General features: G+C 71.2%; 25 protein-coding genes and 3 pseudogenes. 14 read left to right on the top strand and 14 right to left on the bottom strand.

The features are described from left to right. Positions 1-265 precede the first annotated feature (265 nt). On the top strand, positions 266-1,483 hold the full coding sequence (locus tag ADK36_RS00950; RefSeq protein WP_048579711.1) for a cation:proton antiporter: 1,218 nt from the start codon (positions 266-268) through the stop codon (positions 1,481-1,483). Positions 1,484-1,493: 10 nt separating this feature from the next. Here the strand turns inward: ADK36_RS00950 and ADK36_RS00945 are convergent, their stop codons facing one another. After that, positions 1,494-1,979 carry a cation:proton antiporter regulatory subunit gene (locus ADK36_RS00945; protein WP_048579712.1) on the bottom strand — a complete coding sequence of 162 codons (486 nt, stop codon included), beginning with the start codon at positions 1,977-1,979 and terminating at the stop codon, positions 1,494-1,496. A gap of 193 nt (positions 1,980-2,172) precedes the next feature. Between ADK36_RS00945 and ADK36_RS00940 the strand changes: the two genes are divergently transcribed. After that, the gene (locus ADK36_RS00940) at positions 2,173-2,616 is read left to right on the top strand and encodes a hypothetical protein (protein ID WP_048579713.1); all 444 of its coding nucleotides are present in this window, start codon (positions 2,173-2,175) and stop codon (positions 2,614-2,616) included. A 144-nt stretch (positions 2,617-2,760) separates the two neighbouring features. Here the strand turns inward: ADK36_RS00940 and ADK36_RS45675 are convergent, their stop codons facing one another. Together ADK36_RS45675 and ADK36_RS49865 are read right to left on the bottom strand one after the other, a co-directional pair. Continuing rightward, complete coding sequence (locus ADK36_RS45675; RefSeq protein WP_234329633.1) at positions 2,761-2,958, bottom strand: alpha/beta fold hydrolase; 198 nt, start codon at positions 2,956-2,958, stop codon at positions 2,761-2,763. A 56-nt stretch (positions 2,959-3,014) separates the two neighbouring features. Further along, positions 3,015-3,125: pseudogene (locus ADK36_RS49865) on the bottom strand (sensor histidine kinase); the annotation flags it as partial. Between the two features lie 269 nt (positions 3,126-3,394). Here ADK36_RS49865 and ADK36_RS00930 point away from each other — a divergent pair. Both ADK36_RS00930 and ADK36_RS00925 read left to right on the top strand, forming a co-directional pair. Further along, a complete protein-coding gene (locus ADK36_RS00930) occupies positions 3,395-3,865 on the top strand; it encodes a cation:proton antiporter regulatory subunit (protein WP_048579716.1) in 471 nt (156 codons plus the stop codon). 3 nt (positions 3,866-3,868) lie between these two features. Beyond that, positions 3,869-5,116 carry a cation:proton antiporter gene (locus tag ADK36_RS00925; protein WP_048579717.1) on the top strand — a complete coding sequence of 416 codons (1,248 nt, stop codon included), beginning with the start codon at positions 3,869-3,871 and terminating at the stop codon, positions 5,114-5,116. Between the two features lie 27 nt (positions 5,117-5,143). On the opposite strand, the gene ADK36_RS00920 is transcribed toward ADK36_RS00925, so the two are convergent. Further along, positions 5,144-6,352 (bottom strand): serine hydrolase domain-containing protein, encoded by a 1,209-nt coding sequence (locus ADK36_RS00920; protein WP_053195919.1) that lies wholly within the window; start codon positions 6,350-6,352, stop codon positions 5,144-5,146. Between the two features lie 487 nt (positions 6,353-6,839). Here ADK36_RS00920 and ADK36_RS45670 point away from each other — a divergent pair. Both ADK36_RS45670 and ADK36_RS00915 read left to right on the top strand, forming a co-directional pair. After that, a pseudogene (locus tag ADK36_RS45670) lies at positions 6,840-6,992 on the top strand (TetR/AcrR family transcriptional regulator); the annotation flags it as partial. Positions 6,993-7,167: 175 nt separating this feature from the next. Further along, on the top strand, positions 7,168-8,640 hold the full coding sequence (locus tag ADK36_RS00915) for an aminotransferase class I/II-fold pyridoxal phosphate-dependent enzyme (RefSeq protein WP_048579719.1): 1,473 nt from the start codon (positions 7,168-7,170) through the stop codon (positions 8,638-8,640). A 69-nt stretch (positions 8,641-8,709) separates the two neighbouring features. On the opposite strand, the gene ADK36_RS00910 is transcribed toward ADK36_RS00915, so the two are convergent. Then, positions 8,710-10,083: an MFS transporter gene (locus tag ADK36_RS00910; RefSeq protein ID WP_053195917.1), complete on the bottom strand. Its 1,374-nt coding sequence runs from the start codon at positions 10,081-10,083 to the stop codon at positions 8,710-8,712. Positions 10,084-10,159: 76 nt separating this feature from the next. Between ADK36_RS00910 and ADK36_RS00905 the strand changes: the two genes are divergently transcribed. Both ADK36_RS00905 and ADK36_RS00900 read left to right on the top strand, forming a co-directional pair. Next, positions 10,160-10,375, top strand: a complete 216-nt coding sequence (locus ADK36_RS00905; RefSeq protein WP_030052320.1) for a hypothetical protein — start codon at positions 10,160-10,162, stop codon at positions 10,373-10,375. A gap of 143 nt (positions 10,376-10,518) precedes the next feature. After that, positions 10,519-11,802, top strand: coding sequence for a DUF418 domain-containing protein (locus ADK36_RS00900; protein WP_078942623.1), 1,284 nt, complete (start codon positions 10,519-10,521; stop codon positions 11,800-11,802). 98 nt (positions 11,803-11,900) lie between these two features. On the opposite strand, the gene ADK36_RS00895 is transcribed toward ADK36_RS00900, so the two are convergent. After that, positions 11,901-12,464: a TetR/AcrR family transcriptional regulator gene (locus ADK36_RS00895; RefSeq protein WP_048579722.1), complete on the bottom strand. Its 564-nt coding sequence runs from the start codon at positions 12,462-12,464 to the stop codon at positions 11,901-11,903. A 171-nt stretch (positions 12,465-12,635) separates the two neighbouring features. On the opposite strand from ADK36_RS00895, the gene ADK36_RS00890 reads away from it, so the two are divergent. After that, positions 12,636-13,775: an FAD-dependent monooxygenase gene (locus ADK36_RS00890; protein WP_234438060.1), complete on the top strand. Its 1,140-nt coding sequence runs from the start codon at positions 12,636-12,638 to the stop codon at positions 13,773-13,775. 16 nt (positions 13,776-13,791) lie between these two features. Here the strand turns inward: ADK36_RS00890 and ADK36_RS48640 are convergent, their stop codons facing one another. From ADK36_RS48640 to ADK36_RS00875, 4 genes are all read right to left on the bottom strand, one after another. Then, positions 13,792-13,929 carry a hypothetical protein gene (locus tag ADK36_RS48640; RefSeq protein WP_159029088.1) on the bottom strand — a complete coding sequence of 46 codons (138 nt, stop codon included), beginning with the start codon at positions 13,927-13,929 and terminating at the stop codon, positions 13,792-13,794. Positions 13,930-13,973: 44 nt separating this feature from the next. Next, on the bottom strand, positions 13,974-15,062 hold the full coding sequence (locus ADK36_RS00885; RefSeq protein WP_053195916.1) for a serine hydrolase domain-containing protein: 1,089 nt from the start codon (positions 15,060-15,062) through the stop codon (positions 13,974-13,976). After that, complete coding sequence (locus ADK36_RS00880; RefSeq protein WP_048579724.1) at positions 15,059-15,577, bottom strand: ArsR/SmtB family transcription factor; 519 nt, start codon at positions 15,575-15,577, stop codon at positions 15,059-15,061. Before ADK36_RS00880 ends, ADK36_RS00885 begins: the two co-directional genes overlap by 4 nt. 136 nt (positions 15,578-15,713) lie before the next feature. Further along, complete coding sequence (locus ADK36_RS00875) at positions 15,714-17,708, bottom strand: spermidine synthase (protein WP_234329610.1); 1,995 nt, start codon at positions 17,706-17,708, stop codon at positions 15,714-15,716. Positions 17,709-18,159: 451 nt separating this feature from the next. On the opposite strand from ADK36_RS00875, the gene ADK36_RS00870 reads away from it, so the two are divergent. Continuing rightward, positions 18,160-18,708, top strand: a complete 549-nt coding sequence (locus ADK36_RS00870) for a DUF1062 domain-containing protein (RefSeq protein ID WP_048579726.1) — start codon at positions 18,160-18,162, stop codon at positions 18,706-18,708. Between the two features lie 292 nt (positions 18,709-19,000). Here ADK36_RS00870 and ADK36_RS00865 read toward each other — a convergent pair whose 3' ends face one another. Then, positions 19,001-19,747: a phosphotransferase family protein gene (locus tag ADK36_RS00865; RefSeq protein ID WP_053195915.1), complete on the bottom strand. Its 747-nt coding sequence runs from the start codon at positions 19,745-19,747 to the stop codon at positions 19,001-19,003. 62 nt (positions 19,748-19,809) lie between these two features. Then, positions 19,810-20,010, bottom strand: a pseudogene (locus ADK36_RS00860) (PaaI family thioesterase); the annotation flags it as partial. A gap of 35 nt (positions 20,011-20,045) precedes the next feature. On the opposite strand from ADK36_RS00860, the gene ADK36_RS00855 reads away from it, so the two are divergent. Beyond that, the gene (locus ADK36_RS00855; protein ID WP_048579728.1) at positions 20,046-20,627 is read left to right on the top strand and encodes a TetR/AcrR family transcriptional regulator; all 582 of its coding nucleotides are present in this window, start codon (positions 20,046-20,048) and stop codon (positions 20,625-20,627) included. Positions 20,628-20,829: 202 nt separating this feature from the next. Here ADK36_RS00855 and ADK36_RS00850 read toward each other — a convergent pair whose 3' ends face one another. Continuing rightward, positions 20,830-21,447: a TOPRIM nucleotidyl transferase/hydrolase domain-containing protein gene (locus ADK36_RS00850; protein WP_048579729.1), complete on the bottom strand. Its 618-nt coding sequence runs from the start codon at positions 21,445-21,447 to the stop codon at positions 20,830-20,832. A gap of 341 nt (positions 21,448-21,788) precedes the next feature. Here ADK36_RS00850 and ADK36_RS00845 point away from each other — a divergent pair, with 341 nt between their 5' ends. Beyond that, positions 21,789-22,451, top strand: coding sequence for a hypothetical protein (locus tag ADK36_RS00845; RefSeq protein ID WP_234329609.1), 663 nt, complete (start codon positions 21,789-21,791; stop codon positions 22,449-22,451). A 24-nt stretch (positions 22,452-22,475) separates the two neighbouring features. Here the strand turns inward: ADK36_RS00845 and ADK36_RS00840 are convergent, their stop codons facing one another. Beyond that, entirely contained in the window at positions 22,476-24,098 is a 1,623-nt protein-coding gene (locus ADK36_RS00840) for an alpha/beta hydrolase (protein ID WP_078916036.1), read from the bottom strand. A gap of 341 nt (positions 24,099-24,439) precedes the next feature. Between ADK36_RS00840 and ADK36_RS00835 the strand changes: the two genes are divergently transcribed. Both ADK36_RS00835 and ADK36_RS00830 read left to right on the top strand, forming a co-directional pair. Further along, on the top strand, positions 24,440-25,234 hold the full coding sequence (locus ADK36_RS00835) for an SDR family NAD(P)-dependent oxidoreductase (protein WP_048579731.1): 795 nt from the start codon (positions 24,440-24,442) through the stop codon (positions 25,232-25,234). A 179-nt stretch (positions 25,235-25,413) separates the two neighbouring features. Further along, entirely contained in the window at positions 25,414-26,508 is a 1,095-nt protein-coding gene (locus ADK36_RS00830; protein WP_053195913.1) for a carboxylate-amine ligase, read from the top strand. Positions 26,509-26,515: the final 7 nt, after the last annotated feature.

Here is a 26,515-nt window from a genome sequence, read left to right as displayed (position 1 = left end):
GGCGCTCCGCGCGCTGACGAGCGCCCCGCCCGAGCCCGCTGTCAGGGCACGGCCCCGTCGTACCGCTCACTGAGCCGTCGAGGGCAGCCACGGGACACGAATCTCAGCACCGTCTCGCCGGGAGTGGCCACCAGGCCGACCGGCGTCGGCGAACGCGCGCGTACCGGCAACAACGGCCAAGGGCCCCGTCCGGAGCTCAAACCCGGCCGCCTGCACCCGCAAAAGGCACAGACGCCGCCGAACCGATCACGGAGGTCCGACGCCCGTGCACAACACCGCTGCCATGCTCATCGAACTCGGGGCGATCATCCTCGTCCTGGGGCTGCTGGGCCGCTTCGCCGGCCGGGTGGGCTTCTCGCCCATACCTCTGTACCTCCTCGCCGGACTCGCCTTCGGTCACGGCGGCATCCTGCCCCTGCAGGCCAGTGAGGAGTTCGTCGCCACGGGAGCCGAGATCGGCGTCATCCTGCTGCTGCTCCTGCTCGGCCTGGAGTACAGCGCCTCGGAACTGGTCGCCACCCTCAAGACCCAATACCCCTCCGGCGCGGTCGACTTCGTCCTCAACGCCGCCCCAGGCGCCGCGATGGCCCTGCTGCTGGGCTGGGGCCCGATCGCCGCCGTCGCCCTGGCCGGCGTCACCTGGATCTCCTCGTCCGGCGTCATCGCCAAGGTCCTCGGCGATCTGCGCCGGCTCGGCAACCGTGAGACCCCCGTCGTGCTGGGCGTGCTGGTCCTGGAAGACCTCTCCATGGCCGTCTACCTGCCGATCCTCACCGCCCTGCTGGCCGGGGTGAGCCTGGCGGGCGGCGCGGTGACCCTGCTGATCGCCCTGGGCACGGTCGGTGGCGTGCTGTACGTGGCGCTGCGGCACGGCCGTCTGATCAGCCGTGCGGTCTCCTCGGACAGCGCCGAGATGCTCCTGCTGGTGGTCTTCGGCCTCACGCTGCTCGTCGCGGGCATCGCCCAGCAGCTCCAGGTGTCGGCGGCGGTCGGGGCGTTCCTGGTCGGCATCGCCCTGTCCGGCGAGGTCGCCGAAGGGGCGGGCAACCTCCTCATGCCGCTGCGGGACCTGTTCGCCGCCGTGTTCTTCGTCTTCTTCGGCCTGCACACCAACCCCGCGGACATCCCACCCGTACTCGTGCCCGCCCTCGCGCTGGCCGTCGTCACGACCCTCACGAAGATCGCCACCGGCTACTGGGCCGCCCGCCGGGCCGGGATCTCGTCCAAGGGACGCTGGCGGGCCGGCGGAACCCTGGTGGCGCGGGGCGAGTTCTCCATCGTCATCGCCGGACTCACCGTCGGCGTCGAACCGCGCATCGGCCCACTGGCCACGGCCTACGTCCTGATCCTGGTCGTCCTCGGTCCGCTCGCGGCCCGCTGGACCGAGCCCCTCGCCCGCCGCCTCTCGCGCCGCCGGGCCCGTGAACTGCCGGACACAACCACCGCGGCCGAGCCCACCGAGGTCGCCCATGCGAACGGTTGAGCCGCACCGGTCACTCCCGGGCGAGGATCCCGGCGGCCGCGTCCACGCCCTCACGGGTGCCGATCACGATCAGGGTGTCGCCGCCCGCCAGCCGGAAGTCCGGCCCGGGGGAGGGGATCGCCTCGGCGCGTCGCAGGACGGCCACGACGGACACGCCGGTCTCGGTACGCATCCGGGTGTCGCCCAGCACCCGCCCGTTCCAGTGCGAGACCGACGACAACTCGATCCGCTCGGCCACCAGGCCCAGTTCGGTGGTGGAGAGCAGGCTCGGGCTGTGGTGCGCAGGCATCAGGGCATCGATGAGGGCCTCCGCCTCTCCCGAGGTCATCCGTACCGACAACGCGCACGCGTCCGGATCGTCCTGCCGGTACGCGTTCAGCGTCCGCGCCCCGTCCCGGTGCGCGACCACCGACAGAAGACGCTGCTCCCGGGTCGTGAGGTCGTAACGGACCCCGATCCCCGGCAACTGCGTACTGCTCAGACGCGGAACACCCACGACTGCCCCCTGTCCGGTTCGGGTGTTTCTCTGGACAACCTTTGATGACACCCTAACGAGGGACCGGAGTTGACCGCCGGGAAGGCGGCGTGGGCCGCCTGGAACAATGCCTGGGCCAGGATCCACGGCGCCGATGCCGGGGGCCGGAGCCCCGCCTCCGTCCGCATCGGGGAGATGGGGAGGAAACGTCAGCATGATCGAGTGGGTGTCCCTCAGCAGCGGTGCCAGGCCGGTCCCACGGCCCGTCGCCACCCCGCTGGTGTGGGCCGCGGCCTTCGGCGGGGCCCTGGTGCTGGTGGCGGTCCTCAACTTCCTCGTGGGCACCGATCGCCCCGGGCTCGCCCTGGCCGTGCTGTCCCTGCTCGCAGCCCTGCTGGGACTGTGCGCGCGCTTCACCGCGGCCCCCGGCACCGCCTTGCTGTGCTGGCTGTTCCTCAACGGCTTCGCCATCCCGCCCGCCGGCATCCTCACCTGGGTCGCGCACCGCGACACCTTCTGGCTGACCTGCCTGCTCGCCGCCGCCCTCGTCGGCACGGGCCTGGCGCGCCTGCTCCACGCCCGCGCCGCCTACCGCCGCCTCACGGCCGGAGCCGGGCCCACGCGACTGGAGCCCGGCGACCTGCCGTACGACACCTGACCGACGCCGGGGCGGATGTCGGGGGAGGTCTTCGGGCGTCACCGCCCGCCCGGGTGGCGCAGGGCGCACAGGAAGCCGATGCCCAGGGCCATGGCCGTGCCGTGGAAGACCCACTCGCGACCGCGAACATCATCGCCGTGAGCGCTACCGTCTGTCGTGGCCGACCTGGCGCCAGAAGGCGTCCACACGGGCGTTGAACATGTCCGGGGCCTCCTGGAAGGGCTGATGGGCCTCCCCGGGCATGACCTCGAACTCGGCGCCCGGGATTCGCTCCGCTACCGCGCGACCGAAGCGCGGTGGCGTGGCGAGGTCGAGTTCACCGGCCAGCACGAGCGTCGGCACGGAGATCCCCGGCAGACGGTCGAGCGTGTCATGGCCGATGAACGAGGCCAGTTGGCCGCCTCGCCGAACAGGACCGGGGTGGAGACGGTGACCGGACCGAGGAGCAGCAGGACCGCGGCGACGAACACCGCCGCGTTGAGCAGGAAGATCCGCCAGTACAACGTCATGATCGCGTTCTTCCTTCCCGGTGCCCCTCACCTCCACTGTCTCCTGCCGCCGCCGACCGGTCCCACGGGGGGGCCTGCGGCGGAGCCCACTGCCCCGCACCACTCTGACCGCTGGCGCCGGGGCACGTCCATCCGTGCTGACACCCATGTTCCCGGCCCGTTCGCACCTGGCACGATGATCCTCGCCGCGGTGGACCGGCAGGCCGGTCCGTCGCGCGCGCACCACGGTCGCAACGAAGAGGGAGGGAGGGGTTGTGCCTGCTCCGCGGATGAGCACCACACCCTTGCCGGGTATCGGTGTCCAGTACGACCTCACCACGCGGGAACATCGGCACCTGTCGGTGATCGCGCACCGGGACGGAACCCGGACGGTGAACGTCTACCGCTCCGACGACCCGGACGCGTGTGCGCAGTCGCTGCGTCTGACCGAGCCGGAGTCGGCCTCCCTGATCGACGCGCTGGCTCCGTCCCACCACAGTCCGAACCTGCTGTCCACGACCGACCTGGGACTGGTGGCGGAGCGCATAGAGCTGTCCGCGGCCTCCTACTGGAACGGGCGGGTCCTGGGGGACACCAGGATGCGCACCGAGACCGGTGCCTCCCTCGTCGCGGTGCTCCGGCGCGCGCAGGCGATCCCCTCGCCGACGCCGGACTTCCGGCTGGCCGGCGGCGACATCCTGATCGTGATCGGCACCCGCGAGGGTGTGGAGGCGGCCGCCGAGATACTCGGACGGGACTGAGCGATGCACTCCTCCGCGATCTTCCTGATCGAGTTCGGCGCGATCATCCTCGGACTGGGACTCCTCGGCCGGCTGGCCGGGCGACTGCGGTTCTCCCCGATACCCCTCTATCTGCTGGCCGGGCTCGCGTTCGGCGAGGGCGGTCTGCTGCCGCTCGGCACGAGCGAGGAGTTCGTCGCGATCGGCGCCGAGATCGGCGTCATCCTGCTGCTGCTCATGCTCGGCCTCGAATACACGGCCAGCGACCTCGTCTCCAACCTCAAGACCCAGTACCCGGCCGGTCTCGTCGACGCCGCGCTCAACGCCCTGCCGGGCGCGGCCATGGCCCTGCTGCTGGGCTGGGGCCCGGTCGCCGCCGTCGTACTCGCCGGCGTCACCTGGATCTCCTCCTCCGGTGTCATCGCGAAGGTCCTCGGTGACCTCGGCCGGCTCGGCAACCGCGAGACCCCGGTCATCCTGAGCATCCTGGTCCTCGAAGACCTCTCCATGGCCGTCTACCTGCCGATCCTCACCGCCCTGCTCGCCGGAGCCGGGCTCGCGGCGGGCAGCCTCACCCTGGCCATCGCCCTCGGCATGGCCGGCGTCGTCCTGCTGCTGGCCGTGCGCTACGGGCGCCACATCTCCCGCTTCGTCTCCAGCGACGACTCTGAGAAGCTGCTGCTCGTCGTCCTCGGCCTGACCCTGCTGGTCGCCGGGATCGCCCAGCAGCTCCAGGTCTCGGCGGCCGTGGGCGCGTTCCTGGTCGGCATCGCGCTGTCCGGCGAGGTCGCCGAGGGAGCGCACAACCTCCTGGCCCCGCTGCGGGATCTGTTCGCCGCCGTGTTCTTCGTCTTCTTCGGCCTGCACACCGACCCCGCCAGCATCCCGCCCGTGCTGCTGCCCGCCCTCGCGCTGGCCGTGGTCACGGCCGCCACGAAGATCGCCACCGGCTACTGGGCCGCCAAGCGCGCCGGAGTGGGTCTCAAGGGCCGCTGGCGAGCCGGTGGCACGCTGGTCGCCCGCGGCGAGTTCTCCATCGTCATCGCCGGGCTCGCCGTCACCGCCGGTATCGAGCCCTCCCTGGGCCCGCTGGCCACCGCCTACGTGCTGATCCTCGTCGTCCTCGGCCCGCTCACCGCCCGCTTCACCGAGCCGGCCGCCGCCTGGATCGCCCGGCGCCGCGACCTGTCGGTACCGCGCCCGGCGGAGGTGACCACCCCGGACGAGTCCCCGAAGGCGATCCAGGGCAACGGCCCGGCCGGCCCGGTATGAGCCCGGGATGAAGGAGGGCGCCCGGTGTCACCGGGTGCCCTGATCCCGCGATCGGCCCGCGCAGAGCGCCGTCCGGACGGCGGACCGCATGTCGGCGCTCTGCGCGTCCGGACCACCCGGACCGAGGTTCACCATGACCGTCGCCTGCCTGCCGTCGAGGGTGGCACCGCCCGCCGTCTCGAAGCCGGGGAAGTCGCCGGTGTGCCCCCAGTAGAGGCCGCCGCAGGGCAGCGGCCTGCTCTCCAGCCCGAGGCCGTACGCCCGGCCGTCCGGGTTGCCGGTCGGGCGGGTCCGCATCATCTCCCGGAGTTCGGCCGGGCGCAGCAGCCTGCCGCGCAGGAGCGCGTCCAGGAAGCGGTTGACGTCGGTGCCACTGGAGATCATCTCGGCGGCCGGGCCCCCGACCGAGGGGTTGATCGCGGTGATGTCCCTGAGCGGCGCGTCCTCACCGGGCCGTGCGTACCCGCGCGGATGCGGTCCGGGAATCGCCGAGGAGTCACCGGGCAGATACGTCTCGCGCAGGCCGAGCGGAGCGATGACGCGCCGGCGGATCTCGTCCCGGTACGAGTGCCCCGTCACCTTCTCGATGATCATGCCGGCCAGCAGGTAGCCGGTGTTGGAGTAGCGCCACCCGGTGCCCGGCTCGAAGGTCGGGGGGTGGGCCAGCGCGATGTCCACGAGGTCACGCATGTCGTGGTGGGCCAGCGGGTCCTCGAGGATCTCCCGCGGGCTGAGGTGGTCGAGGACGTCCGGGATGCCGCTGGTGTGCTGGAGCAGCTGACGGACGGTCACCACCCGTCCGTCGTTGCCGTGTCCGCGGACCACGCCGGGCAGGTAGCGCTCCACCGGCGCGTCGAGGACGACGCGACGCTCTCCCACCAGCTGGAGCAGCACCGTCGCCACGAACGTCTTGGTCATGCTGCCGATCCGGAACCTGCTGCCACGGTGGATCGGCGCATGGCTCGTCACGTCCGCGACACCGCTGGTCAGCACCACGCTGCCGCGCCGGTCCCGCATCTCGACGAGCGCGCCGGGCCCGCCGTCGACCGTGGTCAGCCGCCGCAGGAGCGCGCGCAGGCGATCGTGGTCGGACGTACGGGTGGCGGAATCGGCGGGCGTGACCGTGGCGGAGGTGTTCTGCCGGGGCACTTCGTCCTGCGGAGCCGCCCCCACCGCGACGCCGGCCGCCACGGCCAGGGTGAGTAAGCCGCCCATCGCACGCTTCCGCTTGATCACGTGTGCATCCTCGGTCGTGAGAGCCGTCGCCGTCGTGTACGGAGCACCGGTGCCCCCTCGGGCCTGCCTGTGCTGTCCCAGGATGGCCGCGGAGGGTGCGCCGTCGCGATGGGGCGGTCATCCGGACCGGGGGTGGGGTTAACCCCCGGCCCGCACGAGGGGAGAGGCAGGCCGCTGCAGGGAGCCGAGCGCGGGGCGGTCACGTCGGGTCCGTCGAGGGCGGGGTCCACCCAGCCGACGTCGTGGTCTGACAGCGCGTCAACGACGGCCGGCAGCCGCTTCTCCGGCTGTCACAGCTGGAGGTGGCCGGGAGTGTGTCAGGGCGTCCGTAGACCTCCCGGTCGGTGTCACCGAGACGGAGGATCCGGCCGTCGTCGAGGGCCTCGTCGACGGCCGGTCGGTGCCCGTGCAGCAGCCGGGCACTGCACACCGGTCTCGGCGTCGGGGAACGGTCGGCGCCGCCTGGTCACCCGGGCCCGGCATCTGTCCGCGGCGGGCCGGCGCCCTCGCCACGCCCATGATCAGCACTCTGGAGGAGGCGATCCTCATAGCCCGCACCGAACGCGACGTCCGCGCCCTGACGATCGTGACCCGGGAACTCGGGCCGCTCCTCGACGCCGCGGTAAGGAAGGCCGACTGAGCGAATGGCCACGGCGGCCCACCCGCGCTCGTGGCGGTCCTCGCCGGCGCTGCCCTCGGCGGCCTGTTGCTGCGTGCGGGCCCGACCGCGGTGCTGTCGGCAGCCGCGGCGGGGGTCCTGGTCGGCATCGGGCCTAGTGAGGCATGCACATGCTCGCCCTGGGAACTCCGGAAGCATGCGTCCCCACCACGACGAGGCGCCCGTCCTGGACGCCCTCTCCCGCTACCACGAGGCCGACGAGCTGGGCTTCAGCCCACCCGGTCACAAACAGGCGCGCGGTGCGGACCCCAGGGCGCGAGCCGTCCTCGGTGACGCCGTGTATCTCGGGGACGTACTGGCCAACGGAGGACTGGACGATCGCCTCTCCCGGGGGCGCGTACTGGAGCGGGCCGAGCAGCTGATGGCGGACGCCGTGCACGCGGAGCACACCTTCTTCTCCACCTGCGGCAGCTCCTTGTCCGTGAAGGCGGCCATGCTGACGGTGACCTCCCCGGGCCACAGCCTGCTGGTCGGCCGGGACGCCCACAAGTCCGTGGTCGCCGGTCTCATCCTGTCCGGCGTCCGACCGGTGTGGGTCGAACCGGAATGGGACGCGCGACGCAACCTCGCCCATCCTCCGTCGGCCGCCGCCTACGACAAGGCGTTCACCGCGTACCCCGATGCCGACGGCGCCCTCGTCACCAGCCCGACCCCGTACGGTTCGGCGGCCGACCTGCGCGGGGTCGCCGAGGTCTGCCACCGCCGGGGCAAACCCCTGATCGTCGACGAGGCGTGGGGAGCACACCTGCCCTTCCACGACGCGCTGCCGTCGTGGGCCATGGACGCGGGCGCCGATGTCTGTGTCACCAGCATCCACAAGATGGGCAGCGGTCTGGAACAGGGTTCGGTCTTCCACCTCCAGGGCGATCTCCTGGACCCCGCCGAACTCGCGGCGCGCGCCGATCTGCTCGGCACCACCAGCCCCAACGTCCTGCTGTACGCCGGAATCGACGCATGGCGCCGCCAGATGGTCCAGCACGGCCACGAACTCATGGACCGGGCGCTGGAACTGGCCTACCGCACCCGTGCCGCCATCGAGGAGATCGACGGCCTCCACGTCAACGACGCGGCGGACTTCTGCGGTCCCGGACTGGCCGCCGAATTCGACCCCCTGCCGGTCGTGATCGACATCCAAGCCCTGGACACCACCGGCTATCGGGCCGCCGACCGGCTGCGCGAGCGGCACCACGTCGACACGCACCTCTTCGACCACCGGCGCGTCAGCGCCCAGCTCACCCACGCCGACGACGACCGGACCACCGCCGGTCTGCTGGCCGCCCTGCGTGAACTGGCCGACAACGCCGACGAACTGCGGGACGCGCCACGCGTCGACGTGCCGTCCCCGGCCGACCTGCGCATGGAACAGGTCAGCCTGCCCCGCGACGCCTACTTCGGCCCCCATACGGACGTACCCCTGGACAAGGCCGAGGGGAGGGTCGCCGGCGAGATGATCACGCCGTATCCGCCCGGCATCCCCGCCGTCCTCCCCGGCGAACGTCTCACCGAGCCCGTCCTGCGCTATCTGAGGACCGGTGTCCGGGCCGGTATGAACCTGCCCGACGCGGCCGACGAGCGGCTGGGCACGATCCGGGTCCTGGCAGGGGGCTGACGGGGTCGTAGCAGTGGACTGACCTAGCTGGGAGAAGTCGGCCCGCTCCGCTCCATGGCCTCAAGTGCCCTACGCCCCCTTGGACTTCGGTGGCACGCACAGCCACGCGAGGACGGCAGCCGTCAGGTAGGCGAGCGCGCCGGCGGCCATGCTGGTGCGCAGCCCGGTGTCGTAGTCGGTGGCCGAGGCGAGCAGGCTGCCGCCGAGGGCGACGCCGGTGGCGCTGCCGATCTGCCGGGCGGTGTTGAACAGGGCGGAGGCGGCCCCGGAGTACGCCGTGGGCGCGGCACCCATCACGGTGGCGGTCGACCCGGTGAGGGCGAAGGACGTACCGAACCCCGCGGCCATCATCGGGGCCACCAGCAGCGCGTAGGCGGGGTCGGCTCCCGCCGCGGCCCAGCCGGCCAGCCCCAGGGCGGCCAGGAGCATGCCGCAGACCACCAGCGGACGATCGCCGGTGCGACCGGACAGCCGCCCGGACAGGACGGAGGCGAACATGGTCATCGCCACCGCCGGGAACAGCGCCAGTCCGGTGCCGAGGGCGCTGAAGCCACGATGGTGCTGGAACGCCAGGCTGGCGGTGAACACCATGCCGTAGAAGCCGAAGTTGAACAGCAGGCCGATGGCCGCTCCGCCGCTCATCGCACGGGAGCGCAGCAGGTGCGGCGGCAGCACGGGAGACCGGGCCAGCCGCTCGCGTACCCCGAACGCCACGGCGACCAGCACGGCCAGCCCCGCCCCGGCGAGCACGGCCGGGTCGGACCAGCCCCGCCGTCCGGCCTCGTTGAGCGACGCGGTCAGCAACGCCACCGCCGCCACGACTGCGCACTGGGCCGGCCAGTCCAGGGCCCGGTCGGCGCGCCGGGGTGAGCGCGTCACGTGCCGTAGCGTCAGCACCAGGCAGACCGCCCCGACGGGCAGGTTGATGAGGAACACCCAGCGCCAGCCCACGGTGGAGACGAGCAGCCCGCCCAGCAGCGGCCCGGCGGAGGCCGCGATGCCCGCCATCGACCCCCACAACCCGAAGGCCCGTGAGCGTGCGGCCGCCCCGGGGTACGCCTGCTGGAGCAGGGCCAGGGAACCGGGCACGATCAGCGCCGCACCGAGCCCCTCCACGAACCGGGCCACCACCAGGAAGGGGGCGTTGGGCGCGAGCGCGCACGCGGCCGAGGACACGGTGAACACGGCCACGCCCGCGCAGAAGACCCGACGGTTGCCCAGCCGGTCGCCGAGTGCGCCGCCGGTCAGCAGGAACCCGGCGAAGACCAGGGTGTAGCCGTCGGTGATCCACTGGATCCCGGTGAGCGAGGTCGACAGGTCGCGGCCGATCACCGGCACGGCGACGTTGAGGACCGTCACATCCAGGATCACCATGAAATACCCGGCACACACCGCCAGCAGCGGCGCCCAGGATCGTCGCTCGGGAGCCACATCAAGTGACATATGAGTTCTATGCCCCAATGTGAGGGGGGCGGGCGCCCCACATGCGGGTGAGCGCCCCACGTCGCACCCTGGTCCCATGGCAAGTACGCAGCCCGTCGTCGTGTACCCGCCCGCCGAGGACGGTGGCCGGCGGGTGCGGGTGGACGACCAGTTCCTGGGGATGGCCTACGGCCTTCTGGACGTCGCCGAGTTCCTGCGCCGGGCGGGGATCGAGGACGCGGATCCCGAGTACGTGCGACAGACAGGGCTGATCGAGTGGCGCGGCGGCGGCCCGGAGGCGTGGAACCGCTGAAGAGGCTGCTTCTTGGACGAACGTTCCGTGGGCCGGAGCCGAGCCCGCGGAGGTCCTTTGGTGCGCGGGCACCATACTTTGGTCACGCGCGGCGAGACCGAAGGCGGATGTCCTGGTACCGGACGCCTTCTTAGCGTGGCGGTGTGACGACGACTGATGCCGACAACACCGAGAGCGCTGGGAAGGTGCGGCTGCCCCGCGGGGCCGTGCGGAGTGGGGAGCGGGCGCTCACGCCCGATCTCGCGCGGGGGTTGATGCTCCTGCTGATCGTGGTGTCCAACACGGCCTTCCACCTCTGGGCGGCTCGGCACGGCCCTTCGGGGTGGCAGCCGGTCGACGGTTCATGGGCCGACCGAGCGGCTCAGTTCGTCATGATCACCGCGTTGGATCTGCGGGTGTATCCGCTCTTCGCCTTTCTCTTCGGCTACGGCATGATGCAGCTCTACCTGCGCCAGGTCGAGGCCGGAGCCTCGGAACGTGCCGCGGTGGGGATCCTGCGACGGCGCAGCCTGTGGCTGATCGTCATCGGTCTGTCGCACGCCACACTGCTGATGGCCGGTGACATCGTCGGCTACTACGGGGTGCTGAGCCTCGTACTGGGCTGGCTCTTCGTCAGGCGCGGCGAGCGTGCGCTGAAGTGGTGGATCGGCATCGCGGCCGTACAACTGGTGTTGTTCGCGGCGGTGCCGGTCGTCACGGCCCTGCTGCGGGGCGAGTTGGGGTCCCTGGGGGAGTCGGGTGCGGAGCCGGGCTCCGAGGCGTACGCGTCGGGGGAGGAGAACTTCCTCGCGGCGCTCGGCACCCGGCTGACGACCGGTCTGTTCGTCACCTTCGTCGGTGCCCCGTTCGCGCTCGTCGGCGGCGGCTACCTCGTCTTCCTGCTCGGCTTCTGGGCGGCACGCCGTCGCGTCCTCGAGGAGCCCGGGCTCCATCTGGGGCTGCTGCGCCGCACCGCGGTCGGGGGAATCGCCGTGGGCTGGCTGGGCGGGCTGCCCGCCGCGCTCGCCCACGTCGGCGCGATGAAGGTGCCGGACGAAGCCCAGAGCGAGGAGGGGGCGCTCACCATCCTGCGGGATGTCACCGGGAACGCCGCCGGGATCGGCTATGTCGCCGCCGTCGCGCTGTTCGCGCATTGGTGGACCCACCGCGGCCCCGGCCGGCCGAGCGGGTGGGGCGGCACGGCCGTCGTGGCGGTTTCGGCGGTCGGCAAGCGGTCGCTGTCCTGCTACCTGGCCCACTCGCTGATGTTCTCCCCGCTGCTGGCGGCCTGGGGCCTCGGCCTCGGCGAGCACCTGACCAGCGCCACCATGGTGCTCTTCGCGGTCGGCGTCTGGCTGGTGACGGTGGCCGGGGCGTACGCCCTGGAGCGCGCCGGCCGACGCGGGCCCGTCGAGACGGTCCTGCGCCGACTGGCGTACCGCACCTGAGACGGGAGTGTGTGTCCGGGGGGGGAAGGGGCGTGTGACCCGGGGAGCAGGGGGGTGTCGTTCACAGTCCACGGCCGGCCTGCCCGTACCTGTGCCCGTCATCGCAATGCCGCCGCCACCAGCCCCTGGATCTCCTGCTCCGAGACGGTGCCGCCGCCCACGAGGCGATCGAAGACCAGTCCGTCCACACAGGTCAGCAATGTGATGGTGCGAGCGTCGGCGTCTTCTTCCGCTACGCCCCGCGCCGTCAGGAAGTCGTATACGACTCGGCGGCCGGCGTTCTCGCGCGGCACGAGGATCTCCCGCAGTTCCGGAAGGTGCACGCTCTCGATGGCGCAGGCGTAACGAGCCAGGGAGCGACGCCGACCCTCACCGGTGAGCCGTAGCTCGGCCAAGGCGACGATCCCGGCCGCCAGTTCCTGGGCGCTCCGTGGCAGCGGAGTCCGCTCACCGATGTCCTGGAGTTCGGCCTGGTCGAGTGCGACCAGGCGCCGGACCAGCGCCGTGAGCAGTGCCTGGCGGGTGCGGAAGTAGGCGGAGGTGGTGCCGGGCGGCAGGCTCGCCGCCCTGTCCACCGCGCGGTGGGTCAGCCCTCGGATCCCGCTCTCGGCGAGCACGTGGATGGCCATGTCGGCGAGGAGAGTGCGTCGGTCGGTGGACATCCCCTCTTTCTACACCTGTAGAGACGCTGGGTACTCTTCCTTCTACATCTGTAGAAACATCGGTGAGGCGAATCGAGGGGGCCGGGCATGGGCGGCAGGAGTGGCAGGCGTGGAGGGAGCGGGGCGAGCGGACGGAGCGGAGGGAGTGGCGGCAGACGCGGGAGCGCGATCGTGGTCGGCGGGGGCATCGGCGGGCTGGCGGCCGCGCTCGGTCTGCGCCTGGTCGGCTGGGAAGTGACGGTCGTCGAACGTGCCCGCGTCCTCGCCGACGTGGGCGCGGGCATCTCCCTGCACGCCAATGGCATACGGGCCCTGGACGCCCTCGGCGTCGGTGAGGCGGTGCGCGCGGCGTCCCGTCCTCAGTACACCGGGGGCACCCGAACCCCCGGTGGCGGTTGGCTGGCCCGGATGGACGGGGCCGCGCTGGAACGCGAGTTGGGCACCCCGATCGTCGGCATCCCGCGGGCCGAGCTGCACAGGCTCCTGCGTGCGGCGCTGCCCGCCGAGTGCCTTGTCGTCGGGGCGGAGGCCGCGTCCGCCGACCGTACCGACTCCGGCCGCGTGCGGTTGGCACTTGAGGACGGCGCGCTGGAGGCGGATCTGGTCGTGGCTGCCGACGGGGTGGGCAGCCGCCTGCGCGTGCGGCTGTTCCCCGATCACCCCGGCCCCGTCTACAGCGGGTCGACCGTCCTGCGCGCCATCACCGGGCGCCCGGTCGCGTTGGACACCGACTTCGCCCTGACCTGGGGGCAGGGAGCGGAGTTCGGGCACATCGCGTTCGCCGACAACCGTGCCGAGTGGCACGCGGTGCTCAACTCGCCGCCCGGAGTGCGGCACGCGGACGCCCTCGCCGTGCTGCGCCAACGCTTCGCCGCCTGGCATGATCCGATCCCCGGCCTGCTGGAAGCGACCCGCCCCGATGCCGTGCTGCACCACGACATCCACGAGCTGGCCACACCCCTGCCCACCTTCACCGTGGGCCGGATCGCCCTGCTCGGTGACGCGGCCCATGCCATGACGCCGAACCTCGGCCAGGGTGCCTGCCAGGCCCTGGAGGACGCGGCGACCCTCGCCGCCGCACTCGCCACCGAGCTCACCGTCGAATCAGCGCTGGCCCGTTACGACGCCGAGCGCCGCCCGCGCAGCCAGTCCGTCGCACGCGCCGCCCGGCAGGCCGGGCATATGGGCCAGCAGCTGAGTCACCCCCTGGCCGTCGCCGTCCGCAACACCGCGCTCCGGCTGGCGCCCTCCCGCGCGACGGTCCGCGCCGTCCTGCGGCATGCCGACTGGACGGCGCCGAGCCTGAGTTGATCTGATCGCGCAGTGCTCAGCCCGCGTGCACGCGGCCTTCCTCGATGACGAAGTTCGTCGGTTCGGAGCAGCCGAGGGACGGCCTTCGCAGCAGGCTCACCGTCAGTGGTGCGGGTTCGGTGCTCGCGGTGGAGAGCTGGCAGACGGCTCCCATGCCGGTGAGGGGGTACCGGAACCAGCAAGCGGCGCGGTCGAAACTCAGACTTGATCGAGCTCGGAGAGCAGCGCGAAGGTCAGCGCGTCGACCGGGCGGGCTTCACTGTCGGACTCCTCGCTGAAGGTGTTCACCATCATGACCACCGCCGTCATGCTCCGCCTGCTGAACGCCGCACATGTGCTGAATCCACCGGTGCCACCGTTGTGCCAGGTCATCGGCCGGCCCCCGGACAGCGCACTGAGGTGCCAGCCGAGCCCGATTCGCAGGTCCTCGTCGACGGTGAAGTGCGGGCGCTGGGCGAGTTCGATCGCGTCCCGCAACGGCGAGCGCTCCGGGCGCAGTTGGGCGCCGAGAAAGCGGAGCATGTCGTCGGCGGTGCTGTAGACGGAGGTGCCCGCGCCGGCGAGTACATGATCGTGCCAGTCGGGCACGGGGTCTCCGGCGAGATGCCCGACCGCCTTGCGGGAGGCCATGTCCGGCCGCAGGACGGTCGTCGTGTCGCGCAGGCGCAGCGGCGCCGTCACGCTGCGCCGCAGCGTCGCCTCGACCTCGTCGAAGGCCAGCGCCTGGGCCAGCAGCCCGAACCCGAGATTGGAGTAGCTGTAGGTGCTGCCCGGCGCGGTGCTCAGGGTCGTTTCGGCCAGCCCGTCGGCCAGGTCGTCCAGCGTGTAATGCGCGTACGGGTCGTAAGGATCCGCGTTCGCCAGGAGATTCGGCGGCAGCGAGGGCAGCCCGGAGGTGTGGGTCGCCAGGTCGGCCAGGGTAATACGGCGCGGGCCCTTGCGCGGGACGGGGAACCCGGGAGGCAGGACGAGCGGCGCGTCGAGGCGGACCCTGCCCGCGCACACGGCGCGCGCGAGGGCCGTCGCGGTGAGGGTCTTGCCGATCGAGCCCAGCTGGAACACCGTCCTGCCGCCCGGTGCCGGGCCGTCCTGGGACGCGCCCGCTGTGTATCGGTGTGCGCCACGGATGACCCCGCACACCGCACTCGGGCTGCCGGCGGCCAGCGCACGGTCCAGGTATCGCCGCACCAGCGCGGCGAGTTCGCCCTCGGCTGCCATGGCCTGCCGGGGTAACAGCGACAGTCCGGCCCCGGCCGTAGCCGCACCCAGGAACTTCCGTCGGTTCATGTACCACTCCTTGTCGTCGGGTTCGGTGCCGGCACCACGGCGGACAGCAGCACGAGCAGCGGCACCACCCTCCCCGCGGGCACCACGTAGTGCCCGCGCCCCTCGGCCTGGAGCCAGCCGGCGGCGGTGAGTTGTTTGAGGTGGTGGTAGAGCTGTCCGGTGGTGTTGAGCCCGGCTGTCTCCTGCAACTCGGTCGAAGACCGGGTTCCGCGCAGTACCGCGCGCAGCAGGGTGAGCCGCACCGGATGCCCCAAGGCCGCGTACGGCGCGGCGTGATCCGCCCAGTTCGCATCGAGCAGTTCCGTCACCGCCGCGCCTTGCTGCCATTCGTAGTGTTCGCCCGTGGGCAGGTCGAGTGCGCCGGTGAAGAGGACTTGCCCGTCCTCCGTGAGCCGCCGGCGCAGCCCTTCCAGTGCCCAGAACACGTCGTTACGGGTCGGGTTCGGCCCCGACTCCAGCCGCGACACGCGTTCTTCGAGCGCGGCGACCCGCTCCAGCAGGGAGTCATCAGCCATGCGCCGAACACTACGTTATTCCGTAATAACAGAGCAAGTCTCGGAATCGCGGAGCGAGTGCCCGGCGCGACGATGCCGTAGGTGTCGGCCCTTGGGGCGGGGGAGGCGGACCTCGCCCGATCCGGCAGTTTTGCAGCTAGCTCTTGACGGCCACCGTCTCGTCCGGCATCCGCGTTGCCGGCCCGCCGGGACCGCGTCCGGCGAAGCGCATGGCGACACACGCGCCCAGGTACAGCAAGGCCACGATCAGCAGCAGCGCCTGATAGCCCGTCATCAGGGCCAGGTACTCGAGCGCACCCCCGGTCAGCGCGCCCAGCAGGTTCGCGCCGAACGCGGATGTCGGGTCGGGGGCCAGCGCGAGACGGTCGGAGAAGATGAGGTTGGCGCAGAAGATCGGTGCGAAGGCCAGGGCGATGGCGGCGGCGAGCCGGCCTGCCGGAGGCAGCGACAGCACGGCCTGCGCCGGAACGAGCCAGGCCACGGCGAGCGAGCCGAAGAGCATGATCTGCAGCACCAGTTGGTTGACCCGCCGCAACCTGCGCCGGACCTCGACCGCGGCGAGGACGGAGAGCAGGACACCGAAGAAGACGAGGGCGTTCACCAGCCAGGTCGTACCGAAGTACAGCGCGAAGCCGATCACGTTCTTCGTTTCGAGCAGCATGAAGGCCGCGCCCAGCAGGAACATGTCGGTGTAGCGGAGCGTGCTTCGGATGCGGACCCCGGTCAGGCGCACCGCCAGCAGCGTCACCAGCAGGATCGCGCCCAGAGCGCCCAGGTAGATCGAGGGGATGTTCCGGTGCAGCAGGTAGGGGAAGGGGTGGTCGTCGGTCGCGGCCGCCGGCACCGGGCCGCTGGGCTCCCAGATCTGCTTGCACGCCTGGTCGGCGGGGGTCATCCCGGCCACCAGCACCGCCGCGTTCCGCTTGAACGTCGTCATACAGGGCGCGTGGCCGTACAGGTCGTGGAGGTCACCGGCGAAGCGGTCGACCAGCCAGCTCTTGCGGTAGTAGTTGTACATGGCGAACGCGCCGTCCGGATTCAGGTGATCGCGGGCCGCCTCGAACGCCTGCCGAGTGAACAGGTAGCTCTCCAGCCGTAGGTTGCTCGCGCCCGACACCAGCGTCAGGGAGTCCGGCAGCGCCAGGATGATGAGGTCGTACTTGGCGTTCGTCCGCTCCAGGAACGCCCGTCCGTCGTCGATGTAGACATGCACCCTGGGGTCGTCGTACGGCCTGGCCGGGTGCAGGTCCGCGCCGATCTCCTGGAGGCGGGGGTCGATTTCGACGGCGTCCACACGCTCCGCTCCGTGTGCCAGCGCGACCGCGACGTCGTTGCCGTTGCCGGCCCCGATGACCAGGACGCGCTTGTGCGGGTTGCGGGGCGTCTGGTCGTACGCCTGCCGATAGGGCGAGTTCTCCCGCATCAGCTCCGGCAGGGGCGCGGTGCTCTGGTGCGGGACGCCGTTGGCGGAGATGTGGTACGTCCGGGTGGTGGTCGGCGATTCCTTGAGCTCGATCTTGTAGTACGGCGACCAGGAGACGCCGGCCGTGGTCGACTCCAGGAACAGCGCGGCGACCATCGCCGTGAGGGGGATGCCGTACAGCAGCGTGTTGCGGCGCCCGCCGAGGACCAGCAGGGCCACGGCGGCGAGTACGCCCCACGCGACCGAGGGGGCGCGGAGCCAGGACAGTACGGCGAAGGAGACCGAGCCGGTGATGCTGCCGAGCAGGTCGTAGCGGTAGGCGTCGAGCGAGGGAAGCTGGCGGAAGAGATCGGCGGTGATCTTGCCGATCCCGGCCATGATCACCGCGGTCAGCAGGAAGATGGCCGGCAGCGTCACCCACTGGGGCAGGCCGGTGGTCTTCACGGCGGTGAAGTAGATGACCTCGCTGCTGCTCTGACGCACCTGCACCGGATACGTGCGCACGAGGATGACCAGCAGCGCGAGCGGGATCGGCGTCCAGCGTTTGAGCCACTGTCCGCGTTCGGCGGGGATCAGGAACCCGATGCCGATGCCGAGGAACGATCCCAGCAGGATGAAGTTGGAGAAGTAGCTGAGGTGGACGACATTGGCGCCCGCCCATCTGATCAGCGCCAGCTCGACGAAGAGCATGGTGGTGCTGGCCAGCACGAGCCTCCAGCGCACTGAGGTTTCCGATTGCCCCGTTTTGGTCAGCTTCATGACGGTTTACGGTGCCAGTTTCAGGTCGGCGAGTCGAGATGCCTTGCCGGTGTGCGCCGCGGACATTGGTGAGAGACCGGCGCGCGAGGAGGGTTCGCGGGTCCGCTGGAGGTGGTCGGGGCCGTCTCCGGCGCCCGGCGCGGCCGTCTGTGGCCTTCGCATCCCGACCCTGCATCGTCGGAAGACGCTTTACGACCTCCTCGGCGGGCGCCTCGAAAACCAGTGGAGCGGCGCCGCTGTACGCCGTTACCGTGCTGCCGGCCCAAGTCGTCTGGCAAAGGACGTGCCGTTGTACACCCTGTGAGACCTCCCGAGCGCTGATCTGTCGCGCGCCGCGCATCACATGTGCGCGCCGCGCTGCTTTTTGCTGCGGACTTCTCACTGAAACCGGTGTACTTCTGTGCTCAACAACTGGGTCGTCGTGCCCACCTGCCTGCCACTCGTCCTCCGCCGTTGCCACGCGTGTGCGTCCGGGCGCTTTCGGGCGAGCGGTAAGTTCCGCGTCAACGCCAACCACAAGGTCATCGACGCCTGGCTCCTCGTGCTCTGTACCGGTTGCGGGGAAACGGCGAAGCTCACGGTCCTGGAGCGGATGAACGTGCGTTCCGTACGCCCCGAGCTGCTGGACCGACTGCATGACAACGACCCCGGCCTGACAGCCGAGTTGCTCCAGGATCCGGTCCTGCGGCGGCGTAATCGCATATCCCTCGACTGGGACAACGCCTGGCGCCTCGACACCGGCGGATCGGATCACCTGGACTGTGAGGTGATCGACGTCTCGGTCCGCTTCGCGGCGCGGATCCCTGTCCGGCCGGTGCGGCTTGTCGCTGAAGGGTGCGGTCTTTCGCGGGCCGAGGTCGAGAGACTGATCACGGAGGGGAAGCTCGTCTCGGCAGCCCGGCTGACCGGCAAGCTGACCGGCGACTTCACCTTCACGCTCAAGCGCTGAGCTCTCCCTGGGGCCGGGGCCTGTCCGGGCGGGATTCGCCGGACAGGGCCCGGCCTCGCCGCTCCGGTCGGGTCCGGCGGCGGTTGAGGCGGCTCGCACGGTGCGTGTCTCGCTGTGCTCCCAGAGCCCGAACGGCAGGGACACGTCGTCACCGCGGCCGACTGCGGCTATGACCGAGAGGTCCACCGGGGCGAGGTCCGCCGGTTCCAGATCACCCCGCACCGCGCTTGTCGGGCGTAAGGACAGGCCGTGTGCCCCAGCCCCAGGATGTGGCCTGCTCGGGCCGCCCTCCTCACATCCGGGATCTCAGTACGTCGACCTCGCAGCCCGGCATGAACGGGTCGAAGCCGTGCTGCATCAGCCAGCGGACCCCCAGCAGGCTGCGCAGCGACCACCACGCGCGGATCACGTCGAGGTCGACTTCGGTGCCGTATCCGGCGATGACGTCGCCGAGGTGCTCCTCGTGGCCGAGCGTCAGGGTGGCGAGGTCGAACAGGGCATCACCCTGGCCCGCCTCGGACCAGTCGATGATGCCCGTGATCTCGTCGCCGTCGACGAACACGTGGGCGATCTGCAGGTCGCCATGTGTGAACATCGGAGCCCACGGCCGGAGCGCGGCCTCGGCGACCTGGCGGTTGCGGGAGACCAGGTCGGCGGGCAGGACGCCGTTCGTCACGAGCCACTCGCACTCGCCGTCGAGATCCGCCGCCAACTCCTCGAGGCCCCGGCCGGCGCGACCGGGCCGGGGCGGCAACGGCGCCTCGTGCAACTTCCGGACGGCGGCACCCGCCGCGGCCCACGCCGACGACGACGCGGTCGACGGTTCGCCGAGGCGGCCGAGCACTGTCCCCGGGACCGCGGCGATCGCGAGCACGGGCGGCTTGCGCCACAGGACCTTCGGGGTCGGGACCGGCACCAGGGCCATCGCCTCGACCTCGGCATCGATGCGCGCCTGATCGGCGTCCACCTTCAGGAACACGTCGCCGACGCGCAGGGTCGCGCGCTCGGAATGGGCGACGACGACTTCGACCTCATCCATGGGCGACCAGTATTCCGGGGGCGACCGTCGATGTCGCCGGGGAGCGCGATATAGGGGACCTGTCACACCGGGAACAGCATGCAACTGCTCGTGGCGTGGGCCAGCAGGCGCTCCTCCGCGTCCAGCAGCCTGGCTTCGGCGAGCGCGGTCCGCCGGCCCCGGCTGACGACCGTTCCGATGGCCCGGACCCTGCCCGTGTCCGCTGTGATCCGCTTCAGGAACTTCACGGTCAGGTCGAGCGAGGTGTACCCCATGCCGGGCGGAGGTGGCGTAGACGCCGCCGTGCAAAGGAGGGGGAGTGGAGTCCAGAACCGACGGGCCGCAGCGCTCGGACGCACAGCGCAATCGGGAGCGGATCCTGGAGGTGGCGCTGGCCGAGTTGACGCGTGCCGTGGACGTCCCGCTGAGCTTGATCGCCAAGAAGGCGGGCGTGGGACAGGGAACGTTCTATCGCAACTTCCCCAACCGTGAAGCGCTCGTCCTGGAGGTCTACCGCCGCGAGGCGCAGCAGCTCGCCGACGCCGCGACGGAACTGCTCGAAACGCGGGCACCCGATCAGGCCCTGCGTGAATGGATGGATCAGCTCGCCCGCTTCGCCGTCGCCAAGGTCGGCCTGTCGGATGCGATGCGTCAGATCGTCGGTACGACGGACGGCCCGGCCCAGCCGGGATACGCGCTGGTGGTCGAGGCGATCGAGGCGCTGCTCGCGGCCAATCACGAGGCCGGCACCGTCCGTCCGAGTCTGACGTCCGGCGACTTCATCCTGGCCGTCGCGGGCATCTGGCAGATCGGTGCGCGTGGGGACTGGCAGACCCAGAGCGCTCGACTCCTGGACATCGTCATGGACGGGCTGCGTGCGGGGGCGCCCGGACGGGGGTGACGAACGCGAGGGCCGCCCGACCGGGCTGACCAAGAGCTCGGCCAGGGGCGCTCCGAGGATCAGTCGCGCCGACGTCGCGGCCTGGCAATTCACCGCATGGCGGAGATCGCGCTGCTGCGTGACCTGTGGCGGGCTCGCCTCACCGCTGCCGGTGGCCGCCGGGGCGGCGGCGACGCACATCGATGGTGCCTGTGATGGCCGGTCACAGGCTCGCGAGCAGATTGTCGAGGGGAGCAGGGACCCGCTCCGGGGTGAGTGCCTCGACGAGGAGGCGGCCGTAGCGGATCTTGCGGCCTCTCTTCGTGCCGAGGAAGCGCCGCATCTGTTGCTCCGGGGGTCGGCCCTGCTGCGCAGGCTGGCGTACGAAGGTCTGCCAGGCTTGGAGATCGCCCTCCGTCTCGACGATCCTTTCGACCCGTGGCACGCCCAGCGCCCGGATGAGTTCGTCCTCCAGGTCCGTCACACACACGAAGAATCCGTGGCGCGGCACGCGGGCCCGCTCCAGGCCGCGGTCGTAGAAGCGCTGCTCGCCCTCATCGCACAGTCCGGCGAGGCGCAGCCCCAGTCCCGGCGGCCCGAGGAGGCCGGCGTAGCGGCCGACGCTCATCGCTCCGCCCATGGGCATGGCGCAGACCCCCTCGGCGGGCAGGTCCCGGCCATGGCGCGCGGCCAGCGTCTCAACGGCCGCGAGGTCGCTCGGCCCTTCCAGCAGTACGGCGGTACGCACGCGCAGCCGCACGGCCAGCTCGGTGGCCGGTTCACCGGAGCTGCCCGCGGCCCAGCTGGTCACCGCGTCCCGGAACGCTCGCATGTCCGCCATGGGGCCGATTCTGCCCCTGCGGGAGCGAACGCGGCACGGTGTTTTCGCGAGCGCGCTCCCGGGTCTCGGGAGTTCCGGGCTTGCACCGGTGCTGGAGTTCCCGCCGGAGGGCGGCGGGGTACGGATCGGTGCACGCGCAGTTCCGTAAGTCGCGCTACCGGCAATGAAATTGACTGTGCATCATTTTTGAAAATCAATTACAACTTTGCGAGTTCTTGGTGTAGCTCGGCCGTCGATTACGTGAGCCTCGTGGGCAACACGCGGTGACTGCGGCCCCTGCCGTAACAGGGGCCGCGTGTGCACCGACCCCCCACGTACGGTGAGAGGCAACAACGATGACGATGAGCCGCACACTGCGGTCCGGCGGCCGCACGCTGGCGTTGACGGCGTCCGCGCTCGGGACGATCGCGGTGGCTGCCGTGCCCGCCGCGGCCGACGACCAGCCCACCGCGGAGCAGATCGTGGCCGACTGCGCTTCCGGAGCGGGCAAGTGCAGCTTCAACTCCCCGGAAATCGGCCAGGCTTACCTCGGCAAGCCCCGCCAGGTCTCCGAACTGCTCTACAACTGCACGGCCTCGCCCGCCTCTCAGTCGATGGCGTGGGCCGACACCGTGGGCTCCTCCCACTCGGTGGGCGGCTCGGTCACCGTCGGCGGAGGCATCGAAGGCATCATCACCGCCAGTGTGACCGCGACCTACAACTACACCTGGCAGAGCTCGCACACGGAGACCAGCACCTTCACCGTGACCGTGCAGCCCGGAGAAGTGGGCTGGATCTCCCGTGCCCAGGTGATGCGGCAGATATCCGGCACCTGGCAGACCCACTACGACGACCCCAAGTGGGGCCACTACTACTGGTTCGTACCCGACGTGGTCACCGGCCCCGCCCCGAACGGCACGGACGGCAAGCACAACGCGGTCGTGGTCGAGTCCCGCAAGATGACGGCCGACGAGAAGAAGCTCTGCTCCACCGGGTCCACCCGGAACGACGTCTTCACCCGGTAGCCGCCGATCCGGCCGGCCTCGACGTCACGACGTGGAGCGGGGCCGCTCGCAGGTCACGTCGCGTCGTGGCAGTTCACCTGTGGCGAGGTAGGCGTTGACGGTGGCGTCCACGCACGCGCTGCCGAAGACGCCGTACACCGCGTGCTGGTCCGCGTCGCGCAGGGTGAGAAGTCGGGAACTGGGCCATGCACGGCGTACCGCGGCAGCGCTTTGGTACGTCGTGCGCGGATCTCCCGTCGCGTTGACGAGGAGGGCAGGCAGGTCGTCCCGGATCACGGTCGGCCGCTCACGCGGTGTCTCCCAGTAGGCGCACGGCCCGATGGACTGAGTGACCGGGCCGAACAGCGCGTCGCGCGCACGCTCCTGCTGGACGTCACGCCAGTAGACCTCCTTGTCGCGCGGCGCGGCCCCGTCACCGCACAGGATCGCCGTCTGCACGCTGCCGTAGTGCGAGTCGGTCGACGTCAGCAGGAACGAGAGGGTGTCGGACAGCCACGGCGACGGGGTGACCGTGTGGCCGTCCGAGGCGCGCCGCAGGTCGCGCACGGCCTCGGCGAAGTCGGCGAAGGCAGGGGCGTTGTCCTGCGAGAGGCCGTTGAAGACGACGAGGGGCAGAACGTGCGCGTCCACCCGGCGGTCGCCCAGCCGTAGCGGTGTGCGGGCGGCCGCGGCCTGGACACGGTCCACGGTGGCCAGCACCGCGTGCCGGGTGCGGCCCAGGCCGTACGTCGTGTCGCGGGCGGCGACCCAGGCGGCCCAGTTGCGCAGGGCGTGCCGGTTGGCCGGTTCCGTGCCGCGCAGCAGCCGGGGCCCGTAGCGGTCGGGGTCGACGACTCCGTCGAGTACGACCCGGTCGACGCGACCTGGGAACATCGTGGCGTACACCGAACCGAGGTAACTCCCGTACGAGTAGCCGAGATAGGAGATCCTGCGCTCACCCAGCGCGGCGCGGATCACGTCCAGGTCCCGCGCGGTGTTCCGGGTGCTGACGTACGGCAGCACAGCGCCCTCGTGGGCGCGGCAGCGGCGGGCGAGCTCCTCGGCGAAGGCGGCCATGCGGTCGAACCCGGCCCGGTCGGTGCCCGCGCCGCGGAACGCGGAACCGGTGGGCCACTTGCAGTCCAGCGGGGTGCTGCGGCCGACGAAACGAGGGTCCACTCCCACCAGGTCGTAGCGCGCGCCGACGTCCTTCATCGCCTTGCGCACCCACGGCGGATCACCGAGCGTCTGCCCGCCGGGCCCGCCGCCGTTGAGCAGCAGCGGGCCGACGCGGTGTGCCGTGTCGGTGGCCCGGATCCGGGAGATGGCGACGGTGATCGTACGTCCGCCGGGGTCGGCGTAGTTCAACGGGACGCTGACGTCGGCGCATTGGGCACCCGCCTGCTCCAGCTCCCTGCCGATCGCGTCGCCCGAACCCCGTACGCAACTCGTCCAGTCGAGGCGCTGGTGGTGATAACGGGCGAGGGGGTCGGGGGTCGCGGAGCTGGAGCTAGGGGCGGAGGCGGAGGCGGAGGCGGAGGCGGGTAACGCGGCGACCGCGAGGGCGCCGACGACCGACAGTGCGGTCGCCCCAGTGGTCCACTTGATGGCTCGTGAACACCTGGGACTTTCGGGGGAGTTGGGAGAACGCAAGCCGAATCCGGCCATGGCGGTGGTCCTTTCGCAGGGAGCGGTCGCGTGGGGTCCGTCCTCGCGGCATCACGCTAGGCACGGGGCGTGACGTGCTCCATCCGGCAGGCTGGGTGTTCGGAGGTGGGGAGATCCCCAGCGAAGAGCCACGGGAGGACCCCACATCGGGCCGGCCACCCGTCTCGGCATCGGCATCGGCATCGGCATCGGCATCGGCATCGGCATGGTCAGCGTCTTGGGCAGCCGGCGTCCGCCCGCCGCCCCGCTCATCGCTTGGCGACTGATCTCCCTGGGTACCCGGCGCTCGAATCCGCAGGGCGTCCGCAGGGCGAAAGGGCACAGGAAAGGGGCTGCCGGGCATGCAGATCGATCTGAAGGGCCGTACCGCCCTGGTCACCGGTTCCACCCAGGGCATCGGCGCGGCGATCGCCGCCGGTCTGGCTCGCGCGGGAGTCCGCGTGGGCGTCAACGGCCGTAACCCGGAGCGTGTGGAGCGCAGCGTCGCCGAGCTGGACCAGGAGGTGCCCGGAGCGTCGTGGGTGCCGGTGCCGGTGGACGTGACCACACAGGAGGGTGCGGACCGGGTGGCCGAGATGCTGCCGGACGTGGACATCCTCATCAACAACCTCGGCGTCTTCGGTGCCGCGGATCCCCTGGAGATCAGCGACGAGGAATGGCGGCGCTACTTCGAGGTGAACGTGCTGTCCGCCGTACGCCTGACGCGGCTGTTCCTGCCGGGCATGACCGAGCGTGGCTGGGGGCGTGTGCAGTACATCGCCAGCGACTCGGCGATCGTCACCCCGGCCGAGATGATCCACTACGGCATGTCCAAGACGGCGCTGCTCGCGGTCAGCAGGGGGTTCGCCAAGCAGGCGGCAGGCACGGGCGTGACGGTGAACTCCGTCATCGCCGGGCCCACCCACACGGGCGGTGTGGAGGACTTCGTCTACGAGCTGGTGGACCGCGGTGTGCCCTGGGACGAGGCCCAGCGCGCCTTCATGCGGGAGCACCGCCCGCAGAGCCTGCTGCAACGCCTGATCGAACCGGAGGAGATCGCCCACATGGTGGTCTACCTCAGCTCTGATCAGGCCTCGGCCACTACTGGCGGAGCACTGCGCGTGGACGGCGGGTACGTCGACTCCATCCTGCCCTGACGGGTGGCTCCAGGCGGCTGCGGCGTCCCGGACTGTCTCATGGTTTGTTCTGCCTTCGCCGCGGCACTCGGAGGGCCACGTATGTGCCGCCTCGCGCGGTGAACATCGCTGCGTGAGGTGCGTCGGCCGGACGCATCGGGAGCCGGCCCGGCAGCCGGGCGGAAACAAGAGGGCGGTCGATGACGACGATCGGCGTGGAAGAGGAGTACCTGCTGCTCGACCCGGCCACCGGCCTGCCGGTGCCCCAGGGGGGTGAGGTGCGGGTCGCGGCGGGCCTGGGGGACCTCGCGGCCGACCGGGAGGTGCAGCACGAGCTGCTCCAGTCGCAGGTCGAGGTGGCCACCCCGGTGTGCGACACCCTTGAGGAGGCCGGAGGGCACCTGCTGCGGCTGCGGCAAGCCGTCGCGGTGGCCGCCGAGGAACATGGCTGCCGGATCGCTGCCTGCGGGGCATCACCCCTGCGCCGCGGTCGTCCCGTGGCCGTCACCGACGAGGCCCGCTACCGGGCCATGGTCGACAAGGCGCCCCAGCTCGTGGCGGAGCAGCTGGTCAACGGCATGCACGTACACGTCGCCGTGCCCGGCCGTGAGGAGGGTGTGCAGGTCCTGAACCGGATCCGGGCGTGGCTGCCGACGCTGACCGCCATGTCCGCGAACTCCCCGCTGTGGGACGGTCAGGACACCGGCTTCGCGAGCTGGCGCACGGTGCTCTTCGGCCGCTGGCCGGTCAGCGGCATGCCCCCGTTCTTCGACGACGCCGCCGACTACGACCGGCGCGTGCAACGGCTGCTGGATGCCGGATTGCTCGCCGACACCGGCCAGGTGTACTGGCAGGCCCGCCTCTCGTCCCGCTACCCCACCGTCGAGATACGGTGCGCGGACGTCCAGCTGGGCGCGGACGAAGCGGTCATGCTCGCCGGGATCATCCGGGCCCTCGTGAAGACCGCTCTGGCGGAAACGGCAGCCGGGGACCCCGTGTCCGACCACGACCCCGAACTGCTGCGGGCCGCCATGTGGCACGCCGCCCGCCACGGGCTCTGCGGCACCCTGGTCGACCCGGCCGGGGCCTCTCGTTCTGCCCGCGACATGCTGCACCAGCTCCTCGGGTACGTCGCTCCCGCACTCGACGCGTCCGGCGACACCCGGCAGGTGACTGCCTTGGTGCACCGCCTCCTGCGCAACGGGACCGGCGCCGAGCGCCAACGCGCCGCCCTCGCCGACGGAGGCCTCCAGGCGGTCACCGACCTGATCAGCGTCCGCAGCACCGTGCCGTGATCGACCG

This window comes from Streptomyces viridochromogenes (genome assembly GCF_001270495.1).
GTDB classification, from domain to species: Bacteria; Actinomycetota; Actinomycetes; order Streptomycetales; family Streptomycetaceae; genus Streptomyces; species Streptomyces viridochromogenes_A.
Note: the sequence above shows the minus strand (reverse complement) of the source record. Positions and strands in the feature narration are given on the sequence as shown.